Source organism: Pseudomonas sp. B14(2022) (assembly GCF_012030485.1).
Classification (GTDB): Bacteria; Pseudomonadota; Gammaproteobacteria; order Pseudomonadales; family Pseudomonadaceae; genus Aquipseudomonas.
On sequence record NZ_JAAUVM010000014.1, the window covers coordinates 134,353 to 156,571 of the forward strand.

20 protein-coding genes are annotated in these 22,219 nt (G+C 60.6%); 11 read left to right on the top strand and 9 right to left on the bottom strand.

Features of this window, described 5'->3' with window-relative positions:
• Positions 1–172: 172 nt before the first annotated feature.
• Positions 173–1,468 carry a glycine-betaine demethylase subunit GbcA gene (gbcA, locus tag HCF10_RS20310; protein WP_131699075.1) on the top strand — a complete coding sequence of 432 codons (1,296 nt, stop codon included), beginning with the start codon at positions 173–175 and terminating at the stop codon, positions 1,466–1,468.
• An 807-nt stretch (positions 1,469–2,275) separates the two neighbouring features.
• Positions 2,276–2,479, top strand: coding sequence for a prepilin-type N-terminal cleavage/methylation domain-containing protein (locus HCF10_RS20315; protein ID WP_237683157.1), 204 nt, complete (start codon positions 2,276–2,278; stop codon positions 2,477–2,479).
• Between the two features lie 231 nt (positions 2,480–2,710).
• On the opposite strand, the gene etfB is transcribed toward HCF10_RS20315, so the two are convergent.
• From etfB to HCF10_RS20345, 6 genes are all read right to left on the bottom strand, one after another.
• Positions 2,711–3,481 carry an electron transfer flavoprotein subunit beta gene (etfB, locus tag HCF10_RS20320; RefSeq protein WP_131699073.1) on the bottom strand — a complete coding sequence of 257 codons (771 nt, stop codon included), beginning with the start codon at positions 3,479–3,481 and terminating at the stop codon, positions 2,711–2,713.
• 10 nt (positions 3,482–3,491) lie between these two features.
• Positions 3,492–4,712: an electron transfer flavoprotein subunit alpha gene (etfA, locus tag HCF10_RS20325; protein WP_131699072.1), complete on the bottom strand. Its 1,221-nt coding sequence runs from the start codon at positions 4,710–4,712 to the stop codon at positions 3,492–3,494.
• A complete protein-coding gene (dgcB, locus tag HCF10_RS20330) occupies positions 4,712–6,655 on the bottom strand; it encodes a dimethylglycine demethylation protein DgcB (RefSeq protein WP_167656265.1) in 1,944 nt (647 codons plus the stop codon). The genes etfA and dgcB overlap by 1 nt, the downstream gene beginning before the upstream one ends.
• Positions 6,656–6,811: 156 nt before the next feature.
• Entirely contained in the window at positions 6,812–8,872 is a 2,061-nt protein-coding gene (gene dgcA, locus HCF10_RS20335; RefSeq protein ID WP_098480801.1) for a dimethylglycine demethylation protein DgcA, read from the bottom strand.
• A 15-nt stretch (positions 8,873–8,887) separates the two neighbouring features.
• On the bottom strand, positions 8,888–9,418 hold the full coding sequence (locus HCF10_RS20340) for a DUF5943 domain-containing protein (RefSeq protein ID WP_003194877.1): 531 nt from the start codon (positions 9,416–9,418) through the stop codon (positions 8,888–8,890).
• A 76-nt stretch (positions 9,419–9,494) separates the two neighbouring features.
• On the bottom strand, positions 9,495–10,472 hold the full coding sequence (locus HCF10_RS20345; protein WP_010207105.1) for a dipeptidase: 978 nt from the start codon (positions 10,470–10,472) through the stop codon (positions 9,495–9,497).
• 219 nt (positions 10,473–10,691) lie between these two features.
• Between HCF10_RS20345 and HCF10_RS20350 the strand changes: the two genes are divergently transcribed.
• Both HCF10_RS20350 and HCF10_RS20355 read left to right on the top strand, forming a co-directional pair.
• Positions 10,692–11,093, top strand: a complete 402-nt coding sequence (locus HCF10_RS20350) for a lysozyme inhibitor LprI family protein (RefSeq protein ID WP_131699070.1) — start codon at positions 10,692–10,694, stop codon at positions 11,091–11,093.
• A 40-nt stretch (positions 11,094–11,133) separates the two neighbouring features.
• Positions 11,134–11,550, top strand: coding sequence for a DUF3010 family protein (locus HCF10_RS20355; RefSeq protein WP_131699069.1), 417 nt, complete (start codon positions 11,134–11,136; stop codon positions 11,548–11,550).
• Between the two features lie 6 nt (positions 11,551–11,556).
• Here the strand turns inward: HCF10_RS20355 and HCF10_RS20360 are convergent, their stop codons facing one another.
• On the bottom strand, positions 11,557–11,991 hold the full coding sequence (locus HCF10_RS20360; protein WP_145336862.1) for a hypothetical protein: 435 nt from the start codon (positions 11,989–11,991) through the stop codon (positions 11,557–11,559).
• Between the two features lie 319 nt (positions 11,992–12,310).
• On the opposite strand from HCF10_RS20360, the gene HCF10_RS20365 reads away from it, so the two are divergent.
• Positions 12,311–14,473 carry an FAD-dependent oxidoreductase gene (locus HCF10_RS20365; RefSeq protein WP_167656266.1) on the top strand — a complete coding sequence of 721 codons (2,163 nt, stop codon included), beginning with the start codon at positions 12,311–12,313 and terminating at the stop codon, positions 14,471–14,473.
• Between the two features lie 135 nt (positions 14,474–14,608).
• Here the strand turns inward: HCF10_RS20365 and HCF10_RS20370 are convergent, their stop codons facing one another.
• A complete protein-coding gene (locus HCF10_RS20370; RefSeq protein ID WP_167656267.1) occupies positions 14,609–15,808 on the bottom strand; it encodes a hypothetical protein in 1,200 nt (399 codons plus the stop codon).
• A 68-nt stretch (positions 15,809–15,876) separates the two neighbouring features.
• Complete coding sequence (locus HCF10_RS20375) at positions 15,877–16,821, bottom strand: GlxA family transcriptional regulator (protein ID WP_145336864.1); 945 nt, start codon at positions 16,819–16,821, stop codon at positions 15,877–15,879.
• A gap of 194 nt (positions 16,822–17,015) precedes the next feature.
• Between HCF10_RS20375 and HCF10_RS20380 the strand changes: the two genes are divergently transcribed.
• The 6 genes from HCF10_RS20380 to HCF10_RS20405 all read left to right on the top strand — a co-directional run bounded on the left by HCF10_RS20380 (position 17,016) and on the right by HCF10_RS20405 (position 22,141).
• Positions 17,016–17,960, top strand: a complete 945-nt coding sequence (locus HCF10_RS20380; RefSeq protein ID WP_131699064.1) for a choline ABC transporter substrate-binding protein — start codon at positions 17,016–17,018, stop codon at positions 17,958–17,960.
• A 74-nt stretch (positions 17,961–18,034) separates the two neighbouring features.
• Positions 18,035–18,922 (top strand): 3-keto-5-aminohexanoate cleavage protein, encoded by an 888-nt coding sequence (locus tag HCF10_RS20385; RefSeq protein ID WP_131699063.1) that lies wholly within the window; start codon positions 18,035–18,037, stop codon positions 18,920–18,922.
• A gap of 83 nt (positions 18,923–19,005) precedes the next feature.
• Positions 19,006–19,971, top strand: coding sequence for an L-carnitine dehydrogenase (locus HCF10_RS20390; protein ID WP_145336867.1), 966 nt, complete (start codon positions 19,006–19,008; stop codon positions 19,969–19,971).
• 13 nt (positions 19,972–19,984) lie between these two features.
• Positions 19,985–20,461: a thioesterase family protein gene (locus HCF10_RS20395; protein WP_131699061.1), complete on the top strand. Its 477-nt coding sequence runs from the start codon at positions 19,985–19,987 to the stop codon at positions 20,459–20,461.
• A gap of 9 nt (positions 20,462–20,470) precedes the next feature.
• Positions 20,471–21,631: a gamma-butyrobetaine dioxygenase gene (locus tag HCF10_RS20400; RefSeq protein ID WP_131699060.1), complete on the top strand. Its 1,161-nt coding sequence runs from the start codon at positions 20,471–20,473 to the stop codon at positions 21,629–21,631.
• 246 nt (positions 21,632–21,877) lie between these two features.
• Positions 21,878–22,141: a hypothetical protein gene (locus tag HCF10_RS20405; RefSeq protein WP_027606014.1), complete on the top strand. Its 264-nt coding sequence runs from the start codon at positions 21,878–21,880 to the stop codon at positions 22,139–22,141.
• The last annotated feature ends 78 nt before the right edge of the window (positions 22,142–22,219 follow it).

The following is a 22,219-nucleotide window of genomic DNA, read 5'->3' on the forward strand; positions in this document are numbered from 1 at the left end:
ACCACGGGGGTTGCGCGTCGGGAACAGAGTGGGCCATGTCGCTCATGGATAAGGTTCCGTGCATCAGCAGCCCCACACTCGCTCCCAACAACGACGCTTTCTTTACGCCTTGCTGCAAACCTGATCAGCCACTATTCGCCGGCCACACAGAATGGCCATGAGGACACACACGATGGACGTCACCGCAACCTTAAGCTTGGGCGATCCGCTGGAACCCGCACGCAAGGCCACCGCGCAAATGCTCCAAGAGCGCGAGCGCACCTTTTCGCTGCCGCAGCCGTTCTACTCTGATGAGCGGTTGTTTGATATCGACATGCAGGAGATCTTCCACAAAGAGTGGTTGATCGCCGGCATGACCTGCGAAATCCCCACCAAGGGCAACTACCTGACCCTGCAAGTGGGCAAGAACCCGATCATCGTGATCCGTGGCGCCGAAGGCGTGGTGCATGCGTTCCATAACGTGTGTCGCCACCGGGGTTCGCGCCTGTGCACCAGCGACAAAGGCAAAGTCGCCAAGCTGGTCTGCCCCTACCACCAGTGGACCTACGAGATCGACGGCCGCCTGCTGTTCGCCGGCACCGAGATGGGCGCCGACTTCGACATGAAGCAATACGGCCTCAAACCGGTGAATGTGAAGACCGCCGGCGGCTACATCTTTATCAGCCTGGCCGAGAACCCGCCGGCCATCGATGACTTCCTGTCGACGTTGAACCATTACATGGAACCCTACGACATGGAAAACACCAAGGTGGCGATCCAGACCACCTTGTTCGAAAAAGCCAACTGGAAGCTGGTGCTGGAAAACAACCGCGAGTGCTACCACTGCAACGCGTCGCACCCCGAGTTGTTGAAAACCCTGCTGGAGTGGGACGACGTTACCGACCCACGCGCCGACCAGGCGTTCAAGGACCACGTCGCGGCGTCGGCCGCTGCCTGGGATGCCGAGAAGATCCCTTACGCCCATGCCAGCTTCGGCCTGCGTAACCGTATCGTGCGCATGCCGCTGCTCAAGGGCACTGTGTCGATGACCCTGGACGGCAAGCAGGGCTGCGCCAAGCTGATGGGCCGGATCAAGAACCCCGACCTGGGCTCGATGCGCATCCTGCACCTGCCGCATTCGTGGAACCACTGCATGGGCGACCACATTATCGTGTTCACCGTGTGGCCGATCAGCGCACAGGAAACCATGGTCACCACCAAGTGGATCGTGCACAAGGACGCCGTGGAAGGCGTGGACTACGACGTGGAGCGCATGCGCAAGGTGTGGGACGCCACCAACGACCAGGACCGTCGCCTGGCCGAAGAGAACCAGCGCGGGATCAACTCCACCGCCTACCAGCCTGGCCCGTATTCCAAGACCTATGAGTTCGGCGTGGTGAACTTTGTGGACTGGTACAGCGAGCGCATGTTGAACAACCTCGGTGCAGCCCCGGCGCCTTACCTCAAGGGTGTGGCCGCCCACGAATAACCGATACCCACAGCTCAAAAAATGTAGGAGGGGGCCAGTCGCATCGTCGCACCGCCCCTCCCACACTTGAACCTTACACTGCTTAATATTCGATCAAATCTCTCGCAGACCTCTGCCAGCCTGCCCTCCAGCCTTTACCCAACAACTTATCCACAGAGCCACCCACAGCAATTGTGGGCAACTCCGCTACCCAACCAAAATTAATTGAAGAAAATCCGTGACTTATTCAAGTTGACGGTTCCCAAGCTACATTGATCATTTATTGATCAAAACCTTGTAAGCCACGTAAATCGTGACCTGTAGCGGTACGCAAACACCTTATCCACAGAACAGCCAACAGACTTTGGGGGCAACTTCTACAGCGCTGTGGAAAACCATGCCAAACCGTCATAAACCGAGGGTTTCAGCTGTATTCTTCGGTTTCAGGGGCAATTTGATCAATAAACAACCAAACTATTGAAAGCCTTTATCTATAAGGCCTGTAGCGGATAGCAAACATCTTATCCACAGAAACGCCAACAGACTTTGGGGGCAAGTCCAACCGTTGCTTCAAGCTTATCCACACAAAAAAGCACCAAAAAACCGTGACTTAGCTTGATCAATTTTCGTACAGCGGCTTTCAGGCCTTGATTCACGGGGCTCGTGGACACCCACGAACACCTTATCCACAGCTACGCGCACAGCGTTTGTGGGTAACCGTGCAACCTGTACAAAAACACTCAGCATCTACACTCACCCGTGCAGTCAATTCCATGGCCTGGGTTAACGCGCAAGTCCTTGGCAGCCTGATCGGGAGGTAGAACGGTGATGTGGCAGGGCAAGCCCAGCCATCACTGCGCCAAAGGTTTTACGCTGATTGAATTACTGCTGACGCTGGCCCTGCTGGCCACGCTTGCGACAGTGGCTTATCCGCTGACAGCATTGATGGGTAAACGTGATCGAGAACTGGACCTGCAACGTTCGTTGCGGGAAATCCGGCGGGCGATCGATGCGAGATCATCCTGTTGCTGACGCCGAGGATCGAACGCAACCTGGACCTGCCTTGGCAGCAGCTGCCGCCACCGCTGCCGGATCTGGTGCCCAAGCCTGCGCCAGCCCCACCTTAATCTCAGAACCTGATGGAGATAAAAATGTGGGAGGGGGCTTGCCCCCGATTGCAGTGTGTCAGTCTCAGTATCTTTAACTGAAGCACCGCTATCGGGGGCAAGCCCCCTCCCACATTGGTTTTGCAGTGTTGGTGGGTTAGCGCACGACGCCTTCTTCGATCAGCAACTTGAGAATGGCCTGGGCGCCTTCCTCGGCGCTCACACCCTTGAGCACCTGCCCACCGCCACCACTGGCCTTGGCCGTGGCGGCTTTCATGCGGTCGGCACCACTCTTGGCCTTGATCACCTTGAGGCGCTTGGGCCGAGGCTTGGCCGGTTGCAACACCGCGCCTGTGAATAACTCATCGGCTTCAACCTCGACCTCATGGGCCGCCAACTCACCGCGCTGTGCCGGGCCGTAGGCGCTCTGCCGAGGCTTCGGCGCGGCGTTGTCCACCGTGGCCAGGAATGGCAGGCGCACCTTCAAGCGCCGCCGCTGCCCACGCGGCAAGGCTTGCAGCACATGAGCGACGCCGCCGTCGATGGACTCCACCTGCGCCAGCCCGACAACCAGCGGCCAGCCCAATTGCTCGGCCAGCAGGAACGGCAACATCCCCGAGCCTTCACCGGTTTCGGCCTGGCTGCCGGTGAGCACCACCTGGGCACCTGCCTCGCGCAGATAATCACTGAGTACCGGCAAGGCATCGGCACCATCCGGTTGTTCCAGCACATGCAGTTGCGGCAACCCCATGCCCAGGTAGCTGCGCAGGGTCGGTTCGGCGATATTGCCGGCGTGGAGCACCTGCAACTTATCCCCAGCCATTTGCAGGCCCAGCTCGACCGCGCGCGCGTCCTGTTCGGCGCGGCGTGGCCGGCCGGAGGTGGGGTGGGCGCCGATGGACACCAGGCTGATTACATTCGTGGTCATGGTCATGTCCTCAAGCCGCATCGCGCTTGGCGCCGTTGCGGTAGGCCTCGACCGCATCGATCAAGGCTTGCAGAATCGCGGCGCTCTCGCCGATCACCGACAGGTCGGCACGCTTGATCATGTCGCAGCCCGGGTCGAGGTTGATCGCCACCACCTTGTCGCAGGCGCCAATGCCTTGCAGGTGTTGAATCGCCCCGGAAATCCCCACGGCCACATACACCCGCGCCGTCACCCAGGTACCGCTGGCGCCGACCTGGCGATCACGGGCCATAAAGCCGTCGTCCACCGCCACCCGCGAGGCGCCTTCGGTTGCCCCCAATGCGGCGGCGGTCTGGTGGAACAGCGCCCAGTCCTTCACGCCGTTGCCGCCGGAGAAAATGAACTCGGCCTCGGCCATGGGAATCGCCGCCGGGTCCACCGCCACCGCGCCGAGATCCTCGATACGCGGCAGACTGCGCGCCAGGCTTGTGGATAACTCCACGGGCAGCACTTCATGGCGTGTGTCGCTGACCGGATCGGCACATTCGGCAGCCGCAAGAATCAGGCGTGGCAGCGGCCGCGCCAAGTCTTCCCGGCCCGCACCGGCGCGGCCGATGCACTCGTCGCCCTTGATCTGCCACACCCGTGTGGCCGGGCGCTCCTTGAGGCTGGCGGCAAAACGCCGACCCAGCTCGCCGCCACCACTGCGGCTGTCGGGCAGCAACCAATGGCGCGGGTTGAACTGGTTATCCACAGCGCGCAAACCCTGCACGCGTTGCTCCGGTGAGTAACCGTCGAATTCGTGGCCGTCCAGCACCAGCAGGCGATCGACACCGGCCGTGGCAAACGCGCTTTCCTTGTGCTCGCCAAACACCACCGCCAGCACCGCACCGTCGCTGCCGGCGAGTTGCCGCGCCAGGCCGAGCAGGTCTCGGTCGTGGCTGCTCAAGCGGCCGCCGACCATGTCCGGCACTACGTTGATGTAGAACGCAGGCGCAGGCACCTGATGCAGCGGCAACTGCACTTCAATCGCTGCCGTACGCTTGGCCGCGCCGCCCTGCTGGGCACCGCTGCGGTCGATGCGCTTGATGCCGTTGGGGCCGATAAAACCGACGCCATGTACGTTTTTGCGGATAACACCGTTCGGCCCCATCCAGCTGTGTTGCACCGGCTGCATCGCCGCGTGCAGCGGGTGCAGGCGGTTACGGGCGATCCATTCGGCCCGTGGGTCGCGGCGGATAATGTCGCTCATCAGTGCACCTCCGCAGGTTCACGCTTGTTGGGAGCTTTGGCCGGTGCGACGTCTTCGAGCAATGCATCGGCCACCAGCTCGGCGATGTCTTTGATCAACGGGCGCGGTTCAACCACACCTTCGAGCATCGCCGTGCATTGCGGGCAACCGACCGCTACCAGTTCGGCGCCGGTCTCGCGGATGTCTTCCATGCGCATGTCGGGGATCCGTTGCTTGCCGGGGATGTCGGTAATCGGCGCGCCGCCACCACCGCCGCAGCAGCGTGAGCGGAAGCCCGAACGTTGCATCTCCTTGACCTCGATGCCCAAGGCACGCAGCACTTGGCGCGGGGCCTCGTACTCACCGTTGTAGCGGCCCAGGTAGCACGGGTCGTGGTAGGTCACGCTGTTGCCTTTGTGCTGGCCCAGGTTCAGCGCGCCTTCGCCGATCAGCTCGGCCATGAAGGTGCTGTGGTGCTGCACAAGATAGTTGCCGTTGAAGGCGCCGTATTCGTTTTTCAGCACATGGAAACTGTGCGGATCGCAGGTGACGATGCGCTTGAAGCTGTACTTGGCCAGCGTCTGAATATTGCGCGAGGCCAGCAGTTGGAACGTCGCTTCATCGCCCAGGCGTCGCGCCACGTCACCGCTGTCGCGCTCTTCCAGGCCGAGCACCGCGAAGTCGACCTTGGCCGCTTTCAGTACTTTGACGAATGCGCGCAGGGTGCGCTGGTTGCGCATGTCGAAGGCCCCGTCGCCGACCCAGAACAGCACGTCGGCACTGCCTTTTTCGCTGAGCAGTGGCAGGTTCAGATCCGCCGCCCAGTTCAGGCGGCCGCCCGGGGCAAAACCGCCGGGGTTGTCGGTGGCGATCAGGTTTTCCAGGACTTCGGCGCCCTTGTTCGGCGTGGCGCCTTTTTCCAGAGTCAGGTGGCGGCGCATGTCGACGATGGCGTCCACGTGCTCGATCATCATCGGGCACTCTTCCACGCAGGCGCGGCAGGTGGTGCACGACCACAGGGTCTCGGCGTCCACCAGGCCGTTGACGATCGGCTGATGCGGGTTGCCGCCGTGTTCGCCAATGGCTTTGCCCGGATACGGGCTGCCGGCGAACTTGGCATCCGTGCCGCCGGCCAGGCCGACCACCATGTCCTGGATCAGTTTTTTCGGGTTCAGCGGCTGGCCGGCGGCGAAGGCCGGGCACGCGGCTTCACACTTGCCGCACTGCACGCAGGCGTCGAAACCGAGCAGCTGGTTCCAGGTGAAATCCTTGGGTTTTTCCACGCCCAGGGGCGCGGTCTTGTCGCTCAGGTCCAGCGGTTTCAAACCGGTGGAGCGGCCGCCGCCGAAGCGCTCGGCACGGCGGTGCCAGGCCAGGTGCAGGGCACCAGCGAAGGCGTGCTTCATCGGGCCGCCCCAGGTCATGCCGAAGAACATCTCGGACACGCCCCACAGCACACCCACACTCAGCAGTGCAGCCAGCAACCAGCCGCCGAAGTCCGCCGGCAGAATCCCGGCCACCGGCAAGGTCACCAGGAAGAAGCTCACCGAGAACGCCATCAGGCTTTTCGGCAGGCGCATCCACGGGCCCTTGGACAGACGCGACGGCGGATTGCGCCGACGCAGGTAAACGAAGGTGGCGCCGACAAACATCAAGGTCGAGGCCAAAAGCAGCGCGTAGCCGAGGATGCGATTGTGCAGGCCGAAACCGTGCACCAGGATCGCCAGCAGCGCCGACAGCACAAAGCCCAGCGCCGTGGCGACGTGGGTGTTGGCGATGTATTTGTCGCGGGCGACCACGTGGTGCAGGTCGACCATGTAGCGCTTGGGCATGGCCAGCAGGCCGCCCAGCAGGTCGACCTTGGAGGCACGGCCACGGCGCCACATGTTCACCCGGCGCAGGGCGCCGAGGACGGCAAGGCCCAGGGCGGCGAATAAGAGAATAGGCAGCAAGGTGTTCAACATGGTGAAGCTCCCACAGACCACACAGGTCTACTGTGAAACTGGCCCGAAATTGAGAGGGGGCTTGCCCCCGATGGCGGACTGTCAGTTGATACAGCTGTCGCTGAACCACCGCTATCGGGGGCAAGCCCCCTCCCACATTTGACCGAGTTCACCTCATCAAAAGTCTTTGCAAAGGCGCAGGGCGTCATAGATGGCAGCGTGGGTATTGCGCTGGGCCACACAGTCACCGATGCGGAACAGCAAGTACCCCTCACCCGCCTCGCTCAGGCACGGCTGCGGCTTGATCGCGAACAGGGCTTCAACGTCGATCTGGCCCTTGTTGCGCGAACCTTCCTTGAGCCCGTAGTAAATGGCTTCGTCCGGACGCACACCGTTCTCGACCACCACCTGATCGACCACCCGCTCCTCTTTGGCGCCGGTGTATTCGTTCTCCAGCACCGCCACCAGCTTGTCGCCCTCGCGGTAGACCTTTTCCAGCATCATGTCGCCGGTCATGATCACTTCCTTGGGGTACATGCTGCGGTAGTAGGTCGGGAACGACGTACCGCCGATGGCTACGCCCGGTTTGATGTCATCGGTGACGATTTCCACCTGGCAGCCTTTGTCGGCCAGGAAGTCCGCCACCGACATGCCGGTGAATTCGCAAATGGTGTCGTACACCAGCACGTTCTTGCCCGGCGCGACTTTGCCGTCGAGCACGTCCCAGCTGCTCACCACCAGGCCTTCGGCAGCGCCCCAGTGTTCGTTCTGTTCGATAAACGGATGCCCGCCGACCGCCAGCACCACCACGTCCGGACGCAGGTCCAGAATCGTCTCGGCATCGGCGGCCACGCCCAGGCGCAGGTCGACTTTCAAACGCGCCAGCTCCAGCTGGAACCAGCGCGTGATACCGGCGATCTGGTCGCGTTGCGGCGCCTTGGAAGCGGTGGTGATTTGCCCGCCGATAAACTCTTTTTTCTCGAACAGGGTCACGTCGTGACCCCGTTCGGCAGCCACCCGCGCGGCTTCCATCCCGGCAGGGCCGGCGCCCACCACGACCACCTTGCGTTTCGGCCCGGTGGATTTCTCGATGATATGCGGCACGCCCATGTATTCACGGGAGGTCGCGGCGTTCTGGATGCACAACACGTCCAGGCCCTGATACTGACGGTCGATGCAATAGTTGGCGCCGACACACTGCTTGATCTGGTCGATCTGGCCCATCTTGATCTTGGCGATCAAGTGCGGGTCGGCGATGTGCGCACGGGTCATGCCGACCATGTCCACATAGCCGCCTTCGAGGATGCGTGTGGCCTGGTTCGGGTCCTTGATGTTCTGTGCGTGCAGCACCGGAACCTTGACCACTTCCTTGATACCGGCCGCCAGGTGCAGGAACGGCTCCGGTGGATAGCTCATGTTGGGGATCACGTTGGCCAGGGTGTTGTGCGTGTCGCAACCCGAGCCGACAACGCCGATGAAATCGAGCATGCCGGTGTCGTCGTAGTACTTGGCGATCTGCTTCATGTCCTCGTGAGACAGGCCGTCCGGGTGGAACTCGTCACCGCACAGGCGCATGCCCACGCAGAAGTCATCACCGACTTCGGCGCGCACGGCTTTCAACACTTCCAGGCCGAACTTCATGCGGCCTTCGAAGGTGCCGCCCCATTCGTCGGTACGCTTGTTGACCCGTGGGCTCCAGAACTGGTCGATCATGTGCTGGTGCACGGCGGACAGTTCCACACCGTCCAGGCCACCGGCCTTGGCGCGGCGCGCGGCCTGGGCGTAGTTGCCGATCACGCGCCAGATTTCTTCCGGCTCGATGGTTTTGCAAGTAGCACGGTGCACCGGCTCACGTACGCCGGACGGCGACATCAGGGTCGGCCAGTTAAAGCCATCCCAACGCGAGCGACGACCCATGTGGGTAATCTGGATCATGATCTTGGCGCCATGCTTGTGCATGGCGTCGGCCAGGTTCTGGAAATGCGGGATGATGCGGTCGGTGGACAGGTTCACCGAACTCCACCATTCCTGGGGGCTGTCGATGGCGACTACCGAGGAACCGCCGCAGATCGCCAGGCCAATGCCGCCCTTGGCTTTTTCTTCGTAATACTTCACATAGCGGTCGGTGGTCATGCCGCCGTCGGTGGCATACACCTCGGCGTGGGCAGTACTGAGTACGCGGTTGCGGATGGTCAGTTTGCCGATCTGGATCGGCTGGAACATTGCTTCGAAAGCCATGGCACGGTCCTCGGCTTACAACGGCTTGACGGTGAACAAGCCGTCATCGTGGCCCTCTTCGGAGCCTCCGTAGACTTGTTCGGCCACGGTGCGGATGTTGCTGCCACGCGCTTGCAGAATCTGGTCCATGGCGCCGGCAAACCAACCGGTGAACATGTAGTCCACTTTGCGCCCGACCTTGCCGTACACATAGACGAATGCCGAGTGTTCGAGCTTGACGCTGGCGGTGCCTTTATCCAGGTCGATGTCCTGGATCTTGAACAGGCCCCAGCCGCGCTGCGACAGGCGCTTCATGTAGTGCTCGAACACCGCGACGCCTTCCAGGCCGTGGCATTCAGCTTCTTTTTCACACCAGTGCCAGGCGGACTTGTAGCCGGCCTTGTAGAGAATTTCGGCGTAGGCGTCGGCGCCCAGCACTTCTTCGATGCCCATGTGGTTGTTGACGAAGAAATGGCGCGGTACGTACAGCATCGGCAGGGCATCGGAAGTCCAGACACCGGTTTCGCTGTCGACTTCGATAGGCAATTGAGGGGCGATCTTGGCCATGGAAACTTAACTCCAGAAAATTCGTTTGGATGCCCCAGACCTGGGTGGCCAGGGGAAAAGAAGTGTCAGCGGTGGCTTATTCGCCCCAGACGTCCTTGAGCACGTTGACCCAGTTCTCGCCCATGATCTTGCGCACCACACGCTCAGGGTGGCCGCGCTTGAGCAAGGTCTCGGTGAGGTTGGGGAACTCGCCCACGGTGCGGATGCCCAGCGGGTTGATGATCTTGCCGAAGCTGGTCAGGCGGCGGGCGTAGCCCTTGTCATGGGTCAGCATTTCAAAGAAATCCTGGCCATGGCCCTGGGTAAAGTCGGTGCCGATACCGATGGCGTCTTCGCCGACGATGTTCATGGTGTATTCGATGGCTTCGGCGTAGTCGTCGATGGTCGAATCGATGCCCTTGGCCAGGAACGGCGCGAACATGGTCACGCCGACAAAGCCACCGTGGTCGGCGATGAACTTCAGTTCTTCATCGGACTTGTTGCGCGGGTGTTCTTTAAGACCGGACGGCAGGCAGTGGGAGTAGCACACCGGCTTTTTCGATTCGAGGATGACTTCTTCGCTGGTCTTGGAGCCGACGTGGGACAGGTCGCACATGATGCCGACGCGGTTCATCTCGGCGACAATCTCGCGACCGAAGCCCGACAGGCCACCGTCGCGCTCGTAGCAACCAGTGCCCACCAGGTTCTGGGTGTTGTAGCACATCTGCACCACACCGACGCCGAGCTGCTTGAAGATCTCGACATAGCCGAGCTGGTCTTCAAATGCATGGGCGTTCTGGAAGCCGAAGATGATGCCGGTCTTGCCCTGTTCCTTGGCCTTGCGGATGTCGGCGGTGGTTTTCACCGGGATCACCAAGTCGCTGTTCTCGCGGATCAGGGTCTGGCTGGCGACGATGTTGTTGATCGTGGCCTGGAACCCTTCCCACACCGACACGGTGCAGTTCGCGGCGGTCAGGCCGCCTTTGCGCATGTCCTCGAACAGGTCGCGGTTCCACTTGGCAATGATCAGCCCGTCGATAACGATGCTGTCGGCGTGCAATTCGGCTGGGCTCATCAGGCGTCCCCTTATTGGCGATTCATGCGCCGAATCGTCTGCCGGCGCTTTGGGGCCAGCATATGCCCAGGGGACGACCGAGCCGGGTGCAAAAACGACAGGGGAATTGCCGAAAGCGTCAATCCACGACAAAGGCTGTTAAGAGGTGTCTGACTGGCAGCTGTTATTTGTCTTACGCTTGAGCCAGAATTCCCGCATCAACTGATATGAGACGGCGCAATGAAATCGATTTTCCTGGCTTTGGCACTCATCGCAACCGGCGTCCACGCGGCCGAAGACACCGACAGCACGCCATGCGATGGCATCGAAAACGACAAGCAAACCCTGGAATGCGCCACCTACAACAAAACCACTGCCGAGCAATTGCTCAAGGATAATTATCAGAGTCTGCTGGAACGTATGCATTCCACCTATGGCAGCGACAAGACCAAGCTCGCCGACATTACCGCTCGTCTGAAGGATGCTCAGCAAAAGTGGGAAAAACTGCGTGACGCCGATTGCGCGGTGGACACCTTCCCGGCAGTGACCGGCACCAAGGCCTACGCCATTGAGCAGAATGACTGTTTGGCGCGGATGAGTGATGAGCGGTCGGAGTTTTTGGAGTCGATTGGGCAGGAATAAGCGACAATCCCGCCACTTTCTCTTTGAACCAAGGCCTTTCATGACTATCTGTGGCATCGAAATCAAAGGCAGCGAAGCCATCATCGCTGTCGCTTCCCTGGACAACCAGGCGCTGACCCACGTCGCCCTGGCGACCAAGAAAATCGCTCTGGAAGACGACGATGACGCGGCCAACGTCAAAGCCTTTGCCGCCCAGGTGAAGGCATTTGTGCAGGAAAACGCCATCCAGCGCATCGCTATCAAGAAGCGCAGCAAGAAAGGCGAATTCGCCGGTGGCCCGACCACGTTCAAGATCGAAGGGGTGTTTCAGTTGCTGGAGGGGGTTGAGGTGACGCTGCTGTCGCCGCAGACCATCAACGCCCAGAACAAGAAGCACAACTTCGAACTGCCAGCGACGTTGAACAAATATCAGCATGAAGCGTTCAAGGCGGCCTGTTCGAGCCTGATGAAGAAGTAGTCCGCATCAACTTCTGACGCAGTGTTCCAACCCGTGACCGCCGCCTTCATATTCGGGGCCGTAATAATATTTGGTAAAGGCGAGTTTACCTTCCGGTGTTGGAACGACTTGCGCAACACCGACTCCATAATCTTTCAGTGCCGAGTCGGTATGTGCAAAGTAAATCGCCAGCGTATCCGAGGTGCCAGCGGCAAAACCGTTATAGCGGGAGTTGTCTTCCAACGTCAGGGTGAAGATATAGGCGCCGTACTTGCCGGTACTTTGCCTGGCGTTGAGCTGCATATCGACAACCCCCTTGAAGGCGCCGATATGGCTATCACGACCAGTACACTCATAACGCCCGCTGTAATCGGCACCCGTGAAGGGGACGGAGGCGGGGGCCTTGGCAGCCCAGGCGGGGGCAGATGCAAAAGTAATGACAGCAAGCATTTTCCTGAACATACGGACCTCTTGTCGCTTAACTTAAGTAGTGAAGTGCGAACTTTAAATATCAGTTGATTAATGGTTAGTTTGGGTGTCAGCCGCAATGGACTTTTACATTAGCAGCCCCTCTACCCACGACATAGCCGACACCACAGAAAAGGATAATCCCTACATCAGATCCGCCCCTGTCAAAACACTCGACATAACAATGAAACTTGCTCAGGGCACTCCACTGGTCTGAAGCGAACCTTGAGTTTCACGCACTCACCTAGGCTGAAATCACTGTTCATTCGAGCAGTGACAAGCAACGTATTGCGAGCAATTCAAGGAGATGATCATGGCATGGTTCCCATCCCTGGCTGCCCTGGGAGGCAGCAGTGGCACACGTACAATGGCCGGTCCGCAAACGATAGGCCAACTCAAGTCAGGTACTTCACGCCTGGTGGACGCTTACCCTTATGACTACGCAAGTATCCTTCGTGCCTCCAGCCCCGAATCTGGCTGGCTGGCCCAGCCTCTGGAGGGTGTAGAGAAAGACGCGCGTATCGTAATCATTGGCGCAGGCATGTCCGGGTTGCTGACGGCAAGAGAGCTGCTGCGCGCAGGCTTGAATGTGGTGTTGTACGAACGCAACCAGCTGGAACAGGTCGATGACGACTGGCACCGCTATATCCACGGCCGCACATGCAGTTTCGTGCGCAAGCTGGAAACCGACACAGTGTGTGAACTGGGGGCCATGAGGTTCCCCGCGAAGGCCAAGGTCACCTGGGAAGTCTTCGGGGATATCCTGGGAGATGACACATTGCTCCAGCTGTTCCCCAACCCAGGCCTGGTACCCACTGTCCTGTGCCAGGACGGTATCGCCCATCGGTGGTTGGCAGGCAGCATGCAAGCGCCCGACCTGCCCCCACAGTTCATCAAAGTCTCCGCCGATGTGCGCGATGCCATCAACGACATACAAGGCGGCGGCTCCAACATTCTCCAAATTCTGCGGTTGCTTGAACAACCCCGGCTGTCCGCCGAAGAAGAAAACCGCATCCAGGCTTTCTGGACGGCGATGATCGAGCGCTTCGACAAACTGGACCTGGGCACCTGGCTGCTTGGCAACGTAGCGGAGCCCAAGGGCTGGACGCCAGAACAGTTGGCAATCTTCGTCAACGTAGGCTTCGGCACGGGTGGCATGGGTAGCATGTTTTCCATGGGGTTCCTGGAGATGCTGCGAATCTGGCTGTGGGATTACCTGGATGAATATGCTCTGCCGGCAGGCATTGGTTCGGGCATGATCGCGCATGCCATCCTGAAAAAGCTCAGGGACGAATTCGGTCCAGCCGGCAAGAACACCTTTACCGTGCATGAACGCCATGAGGTACAGGAAATGGGAATCTTCGTATCGGCCGACGGAGGGTCAGCCCAAGCCGGCCTGCTGGTACGCAACCTCAACGGAGAAGGGGCCGAAGACGTCGCATTAATACCGGTGAACACCGACCATATCGTTGCCGCCATCCCTCATACGGCCCTGCTGACGATGATGTCGCTGGCCAGCGAACTGAGCTATCCGCGTAACGGCTTACGGGTAGAAATCCCGATCAATGGCGTACCTCACGCCTTTCATAGCTACTTCGACAAAGCCTGGCCTTCGGCAATCTATAAAAGCCATATAGCGCCACTGAAAAGCGCCTTGGCGCGGCTCAATATGATGAACGCCAGCAAGTCTTTTTATGTTACGCCCCAAGCACCATGGGCACAGGGTTCCGCACTGGCCAGCACTTGGACGCACATCGACGGCAGGCCCATACGCTGCCTGATGAGCGAGGGCTGGACCCGCGCCAGCTACTTCATCCCGGCAATCGCGGAGGATCGGCCCGGCCCTGTTGCCGTATTGCTTTCGTACACGTGGAACCTGGACTCAATCATGGCACGCAGCGTGCTGGATATAGCACCCTCCCGGGAAAATGGCACGCTGGGCATTGCTGATTTCACTGAAAGCCCGGCCTGGTTCGGGCCTGGATTTCCCCAGGAGTGGTGGCGAAGCTACAGGGCGTGGGCCAGCGTACTGCCTTATGTACAGAACCCGACCCGCCAGGTTCGCACCACGGTGTACTTCCACTCTTTGTTGGGTAACAGGCAAGACGACCCCAATGCCATCGGCATCGACTGGCAAGATCAGATCGGTACAGGTGGGTTCAAGCTCGACGCACCTGGAGACTTCGCGACTTCCAATGCGTTGTGCAACCTGTACCTGTTCACCCAGGAACCCGCATTCAACTCACAGGCAAGGGACCGAGTCTATCGGCAAATATTCCTGTCTTCGGACAGCGCCAGTAACTATCCAGGTTGGTGTGAAGGGGCCTTTATGTCCGGGATGAATGCCGCCATCGGTGTATTGGCGAGTATCAATCAGGACAAACTCAAACCCGAGCCTGCACAGTTGCTGCAGGGCAATCCTTTGGCGGCCGTCAATCGACTGGTCCCCCTCAAGCCTTACGTCAGACAGCCGTAGCACACTTTTCGAATGGGATTAACGTCATGAAGGTTGTCGCTGAAGTGAGTAGTAGCCCCCACCACGCTAGCTTTTCCCTACGCCGTATCGAATAAGCCAAACCAGTCTTTGGGCTGGTTTGGCTTTTCTGTCCTCCTACCTGCTGGCCGCAATACCGGCCGCCTTGCTTCGTTTGACATGGCGCAGCCACTCGCCGAACGATTTGTCTTCGAGCGCATACCCGCCGCGACTCGACTTCCACACCAGCTCCTTATCGCGCAACGCATCGATACAGGCCTGAATGGTCTGGGTGCCCGGCACCACGTCGCTGCCCATGGCTTCCAGCGCCTTGCTGACAGCCGTGAGGGTGCTGTCGGTGAATGGCGCGAAGGGTTCGTTGTTTTGAGAACGCTCCACCATCACCTCCAGCACGGCACGCTGCGGGATGGTCAGGGCGTTCCAGGCGCTTTCGAATTCGGTCCATACACCCGCGCGCAGCAGTTCGGCGCGACTGTGCAGCAGTTCGCCCAGATTGCTGGCCTCGCCCAACTCCAACGCCACTTCGCCGATGATCGTGCGCAGCATTTCGGGACGCCGACCTACCAGCTCAAACGCCTCATCAATATCCGCCGCGTTGAACTGGTTGGTCTCGGCCAGATGCGCGTTAAGGTGCACGGTGTACGCCTGGGTGAACTCTTTGCCCAGCAGCGGAAATGGCGTGATGCTGGAGCCGAAGAACGGCTGGCTTTTGCCGAGCACCAAGTGGGCCAACTTGTCGCGGTTGGAGCCGGTAAACACCAGGCGCAAGCCGCTGCCCTCCTCGTCACGGCCTTGGTTGAGCTGATCCCGGGCAGCCTTCAACGCGAACATCGCATTGATACCCGACTCGGTGGTTAAGGCGTGCTGCGCTTCGTCAATCACCAGCACAACGGGTTTTTCTGCAGCACTGTGGAGCAATTCCAACGCTTGGGTCAGCGTCGCACCAACAGGCAATTGTGGCTTGGTAAAGTCCCAGGAGAGCGTACGCAGAAAGCTGAGTTTCTCGATGCCAATGTTCTTGGCCAGTTTGCGAATGCCCTTTTCAAACGGCACCAACGCCCCCGCAATGGCACTCGCAATCAGCTCGGCGGGGTCTTTTTCCTTATCGGCCCACAGGTCGACATACACCGCCAGCCAGCCCCGGAGCTGACATTCCGGGATCAAGTCTTCGCGCAAAAACGTGCTTTTGCCCGTGCGACGGGGTGCCGCGAGAAACAGGCCAGAGGTGAAATCCTGAATACCGGCCCCCACCAGGCCATCGGCAATACTGCTTGCCAGGGTGGGGCGGCGGAATACAAAGCCGCTGTGCTTGGACATGGTTTTATACTCAATTATTGAAAGGACTATAAATTATAGTAGCGAGTATAATTGACTATAATTGCCCGTCAAACCACCTCCCGTCGCCGATCCTCCCTCGGGCACTTGGCAAACCGCGCCCGATAACTCCGGGTGAAATACGACGGCGACTCAAACCCGCACGCAATGCTCACCTCCAGCACGCTCATATCGCTCTGGCGCAATAACTGCCGGGCTTTTTCCAGGCGCAGGCCGAGGTAGAAATTGCTGGGCGTGTCGTTCAAATGCAGGCGAAACAGCCGTTCAAGCTGGCGCCGGGTAACCTTGATCGCATCGGCCAACGCCAAGGTGCTCAGGGGCGGTTCGGTGTGCTGCTCCATCTCGCCGATCACTTGCACCAGTTTCTTGTTGTTGATGCCGTAGCGCGTGGCGATCTGCATGCGCTGGTGGTCCTTGCGCGGGCGGATGCGGCCGAGTACGAACTGTTCGGAGACCTGGATCGCCAGGTCCGCGCCGTGGGCCTGGGCGATCAGGTCGAGCATCAAGTCGATGGAGGCGGTGCCGCCGGCGCAGGTGATGCGGCGGCGGTCGATCTCGAACAGTTCCTGAGTCACGCTCAGGTGCGGGTACGACTCCTTGAAGGCGTCGATGGCTTCCCAATGCAGGGTCAGGCGGTGGCCGTCGAGCAGGCCGGCTTCGGCGAGCACGCAGGCGCCGGTGTCGATGGCGCCGAGGGTCACGCCGTCATTGTCCAGACGGCGCAGCCAGTGTTCCAGCGCCGGCGTGGCGAACTGCAGCGGTTCGAAGCCGGCCACCACCAGCAGCGTCGCGCCCTTTTTCAGCGGTTCCAGCGCGGCGTCGGCGTTGACCGACATGCCATTGCTCGCCAGCACCGCGCCGCCATCGGCGCTCAGCACATGCCAGCGGTACAGCTCGCCACGAAAGCGGTTGGCCACGCGCAGCGGTTCCAGCGCAGAAATAAAGCCAATGGCCGAGAACCCCGGCATCAGCAGAAAGTAGAAATCCTGGGACATGGTGGCGCTCTCGTAGGACGGGCAGCGTGGTCACTGTGATACGCCAGTTCAATGGGCCATTCAAGAGCACAGGTCGCTGCAGTGCAAGAGCTGGTCGCCGCCGTGCGTTTCGGCGGGCCCAAAGCTCCGTAACGTGATCCCACGGCGCACAAAGACGCCGGACCCCACAATAACGACCTGCCGAGGGATCCACCATGAACCGACTGATTCGCCACTGCGTGCTTGCACTCAGCGCCAGCGCCATCTTGAGCACAAACGTACTGGCGGCCGACGCGGCATCTTGCCAGAACGTACGCATGGGCGTGGTGAACTGGACCGACGTCATCGCCACCAGCGCAATGACCCAAGTGTTGCTCGACGGCCTCGGCTACAAGACCAAACAAACCAGCGCCTCCCAGCAAATCATCTTCGCCGGGATCCGCGACCAGCGGCTGGACCTGTTCCTGGGCTACTGGAACCCGTTGATGACCCAGACCATCACGCCGTTCGTCGACGCCAAGCAAATCAAAGTTCTCGACAAACCCAGCCTGGAAGACGCCCGTGCCACCCTGGCGGTGCCGACTTACCTGGCGGACAAGGGCCTGAAAACTTTCGCTGACATCGCCAAGTTCGAGAAGGAGCTGGGCGGCAAGATCTACGGCATCGAGCCAGGCTCGGGGGCCAACACCCAGATCAAGGCGATGATCGCCAAGAACCAGTTCGGCCTGGGCAAATTCCAACTGGTGGAATCCAGCGAGGCCGGCATGCTTGCCGCCGTGGACCGTGCGGTACGCCGCAAGGAAGCCGTGGTGTTCTTCGGCTGGGCGCCGCACCCGATGAACGTCAATATCGCGATGACTTACCTCACCGGCAGCGACGACGCCCTGGGCCCGAACGAAGGCATGGCCACCGTCTGGACCGTGACCGCGCCGACCTACGCCGAACAGTGCCCCAACGTGCACAAACTGCTGACCAACCTGACCTTCACCGCCGCCGACGAGAGCCGGATGATGCAGCCGCTGCTGGATCACAAGGACGCGCTGGAATCTGCCAAGCAGTGGCTCAAGGATCACCCGCAGGACCAAGCCCGCTGGCTGGAAGGTGTGACCACCTTCGACGGCAAACCGGCGGCGGCCAACCTGCAATTGACCAGCAAATAACCTTCTTCGAATCACCGTTTCGCGGTCACTGCCGACCGCGAACGGCATCACCACGCCTGTAAGGAACCTGCCTCATGAACCACGACGTCATCATCACCTGCGCACTCACCGGTGCTGGCGACACGACCGCCAGAAGCCCACACGTGCCGGTCACTCCCAAACAAATCGCCGCCGCCGCCGTGGAGGCCGCCAAGGCCGGCGCTACCGTGGTGCACTGCCATGTACGCGACCCCGAGACCGGCAAGTTCAGCCGCGACGTCGCCCTGTACCGCGAAGTGATGGAGCGCATCCGCGAGGCTGACATCGACATCATCGTCAACCTCACCGCCGGCATGGGCGGCGACCTCGAGATCGGCGGCGGCGAGAACCCGATGGAATTCGGCCCCAATACCGATCTGGTCGGCCCACTGACCCGCCTGGCCCATGTGGAAGAACTGCTGCCGGAAATCTGCACCCTGGACTGCGGCACCCTGAACTTCGGCGATGGGGACACGATTTACGTCTCCACCCCGGCGCAGCTGCGGGCGGGCGCCAAGCGCATCCAGGAATTGGGCGTAAAGGCCGAGCTGGAAATTTTCGACACCGGCCACCTGTGGTTCGCTAAGCAGATGATCAAGGAGGGTCTGCTCGACAACCCGCTGTTCCAACTGTGCCTGGGCATCCCATGGGGCGCGCCGGCCGACACCACCACGATGAAAGCCATGGTCGACAACCTGCCGGCCGACGCGGTGTGGGCCGGGTTCGGGATCGGCCGCATGCAAATGCCCATGGCCGCGCAAGCGGTGCTGCTGGGCGGCAACGTACGGGTCGGCCTGGAAGACAACCTGTGGCTGGACAAGGGCGTACTCGCCACCAACGGCCAACTGGTGGAACGCGCCAGTGAAATCCTCAGCCGCCTGGGCGCGCGGGTCATGAGCCCGGCGGAAGGCCGCATCAAGATGGGCCTTACCAAACGCGGCTGACCCCCTGTCGAAACCGAATTAAAAAATGTGGGAGGGGCTTGCCCCCTCCCACAGGGAATCACCGAACGCTTTAGGAATTTGCCATGCGCTTTATCACTGAGATCAAAACCTTCGCCGCCCTCGGCAGCGGTGTCATCGGCAGCGGCTGGGTGTCCCGCGCCCTGGCCCACGGCCTAGATGTGGTCGCCTGGGACCCTGCGCCGGGTGCCGAAGCGGCGCTGCGCAAACGCGTCGCCAATGCCTGGGGCGCCCTGGAAAAACAGGGCCTCGCGCCCGGCGCATCCCAGGACCGCCTACGCTTTGTCCCCACCATCGAAGAATGCGTGAAAGACGCCGACTTCATCCAGGAAAGCGCCCCGGAACGCCTGGAGCTGAAACTGGAATTGCACAGCAAGATCAGCGCAGCGGCCAAGCCCACTGCATTGATCGGCTCGAGTACCTCCGGGCTGTTGCCGAGCGAGTTCTACGAGGGCTCGACCCACCCGGAACGCTGTGTGGTCGGCCATCCGTTCAACCCGGTCTATCTGTTGCCGCTGGTGGAAGTAGTCGGCGGCAAGCACACCGCGCCGGAAGCGATCCAGGCCGCGATCAAGGTGTATGAATCCCTCGGCATGCGCCCGCTGCATGTGCGCAAGGAAGTCCCCGGCTTTATCGCCGACCGCTTGCTCGAAGCGCTGTGGCGCGAGGCGCTGCACCTGGTCAATGACGGCGTGGCCACCACCGGCGAGATCGACGATGCGATTCGCTTTGGCGCCGGCCTGCGCTGGTCGTTCATGGGCACCTTCCTCACCTACACCCTGGCGGGCGGTGATGCGGGCATGCGGCACTTCATGGCGCAGTTCGGTCCGGCATTGCAGTTGCCGTGGACCTATCTGCCGGCACCGGAGTTGACCGACAAGTTGATTGACGATGTGGTCGATGGCACCAGCGATCAACTGGGCAAACACAGCATTTCGGCGCTGGAACGCTATCGTGATGATTGCCTGCTGGCGGTGCTCGACGCGGTGAAAACCACCAAAGCCAAGCACGGCATGACCTTCGCCGAATAACGGAACCCTCACCATGCCTGCACTGACCACCTACACCACCCCAGTCCTCGCCGACTGGGTGGACTACAACGGCCACCTGCGCGATGCGTTCTACCTGCTGATCTTCAGCTACGCCACCGACGCGCTGATGGACACCCTCGGCTTGGACAGTGAAAACCGCGAAGCCAGCGGCCATTCGTTGTTCACCCTGGAACTGCACCTGAACTACCTGCACGAAGTGAAACTCGGTGCCGAAGTGGAGGTGCACACCCAACTGATCGCCCACGACGCCAAGCGCCTGCACCTCTATCACAGCCTGCATTTGGTGGGCGATGAGAAAGAACTGGCCGGCAACGAACAGATGCTGCTGCACGTTGACCTGGCAGGTCCGCATTCGACGCCGTTTACCGAGGCGACGCTGGAGAAACTCGCTGCCATCAGTACCGAGCAAGCCGATCTGCCAAGGCCCGCCCTCCTCGGCCGAGTGATTGGACTGCCACCGAAAAAATAAGGAGCCATCATGCAAACCGCCGCCGCTGTTGCCGATTTCCGTACTTACCCCAAGCTCTGCGACCTCGCCGATACGCAGGTGCTGGGCGATCAGATTCGCGTGCAATGGGCCGATGGCCGGGTCAGCCCGTTTCATCATCAGTGGTTGCGGGACAACTGTCCGTGCACGCAATGCGTGTACAGCGTGACCCGCGAGCAAGTGCTGGAAATTGTCGATGTGGATGAAAATCTCGGCGCCATCAGCGCGCGTATCGACCAGGGTTTTCTCAGCGTGGAATGGCGCGGCGGTCATCACAGCCAGTACGATCCCGGCTGGCTGCGGGCCCATGCCTATGACGATGAATCCCGCGCCGAACGCCGGGCCGCCAAACCCGAAGCCCGACTGTGGGACAGCAGCTTCGACCTGCCGGTATTCGACTACTCAGCCGTGATGCAAGACCCGAAAGCCCTGCTGCAATGGCTGTTGGCGCTGCGCGATGGAGGCCTCACCCAAGTACGTGGCGTACCCACCGAACCCGGCTCCCTGGCGTGTGTTGCCGAGCGCATTTCGTTTATCCGCGAGAGCAATTTCGGTGTGTTGTTCAACGTGCAATCCAAGGCCGATGCCGACAGCAATGCCTACACCGCTTTCAACCTGCCCTTGCACAGTGATTTGCCGACCCGGGAGCTGCAACCGGGGCTGCAGTTTCTGCATTGCCTGGTCAACGATGCCGACGGCGGCGAGAGTATTTTTGTCGATGGGTTTGCCATCGCCAATGCCTTGCGCCAGGAGGATCCCGAAGCATTTCGTGCGCTGTGTGAAATACCCGTGGAGTTTCGCAACAAAGACCGTCACAGCGACTACCGCCGCCTCGCGCCGATCATCGCATTGGACGCCTTGGGGGATGTGGCAGAGATTCGCATGGCCAATTTTCTGCGCGGGCCGTTCGAGACATCGGTGGCGCAGATGCCGTTGCTGTATCGGGCTTATCGGCGGTTTATCGCGATGACGCGCGAGGCGCGCTTTCGGCTGGTCAAGCGCCTGAACCCGGGCGAGCTGTGGTGCTTCGATAATCGCCGCACGTTGCATGCGCGCAATGCGTTTGATCCCACTTCGGGGGCGCGGCACTTTCAGGGTTGCTATATCGACCGGGATGAACTGCTTTCACGAATCCTGGTGCTGCAGCGCTAAAAAAGCCCCGGTCCAGCCGTGACTGGATCGGGGCAGAGTGCCTTGTGTGAGCCGTACATCCCGAGGGTGACCAAACCTTCAAGCTGCTTGCTGGCAACCAGTGTGCCTATTACTGCAGCGGGTAAATGACCCGAAAACGACACGTTCATAGCCATCTGAGCCATTCGTGCATTCTGCCCTTGCCGACCGGCCGGGGGCCTACCAGAATCCAAGTCAATCCCCGCTCCCTTCACCAGGATAAACGTCATGATGCATGCGGATTTGATTGATCAGGATGACCTGCTGAGCCAACTGCGCTCGCTGGGTTTCGAGGTATCCAGCGGCGCCAGCGCCGAACAGGCTTGCGAGTGCGCGGTACGCGGTTTGAGCGAAGCGCGGGCCAAGGCGCTCAAGGGTATGGTTGAGCAGATGTACACCGGCAGCGCGACGATTTTGCCGGCGGTGCGTCAGGCGATCGATAAGCAGTTGCTGCCGGCGCTGATGCAGTTCAAGCAGAACTCTGGCGCCTGACAGACCGCTATCGGGGGCAAGCCCCCTCCCACATTTGACCCGTGTTCGCGGTCAGTGTGGGAGGGGGCTTGCCCTGTC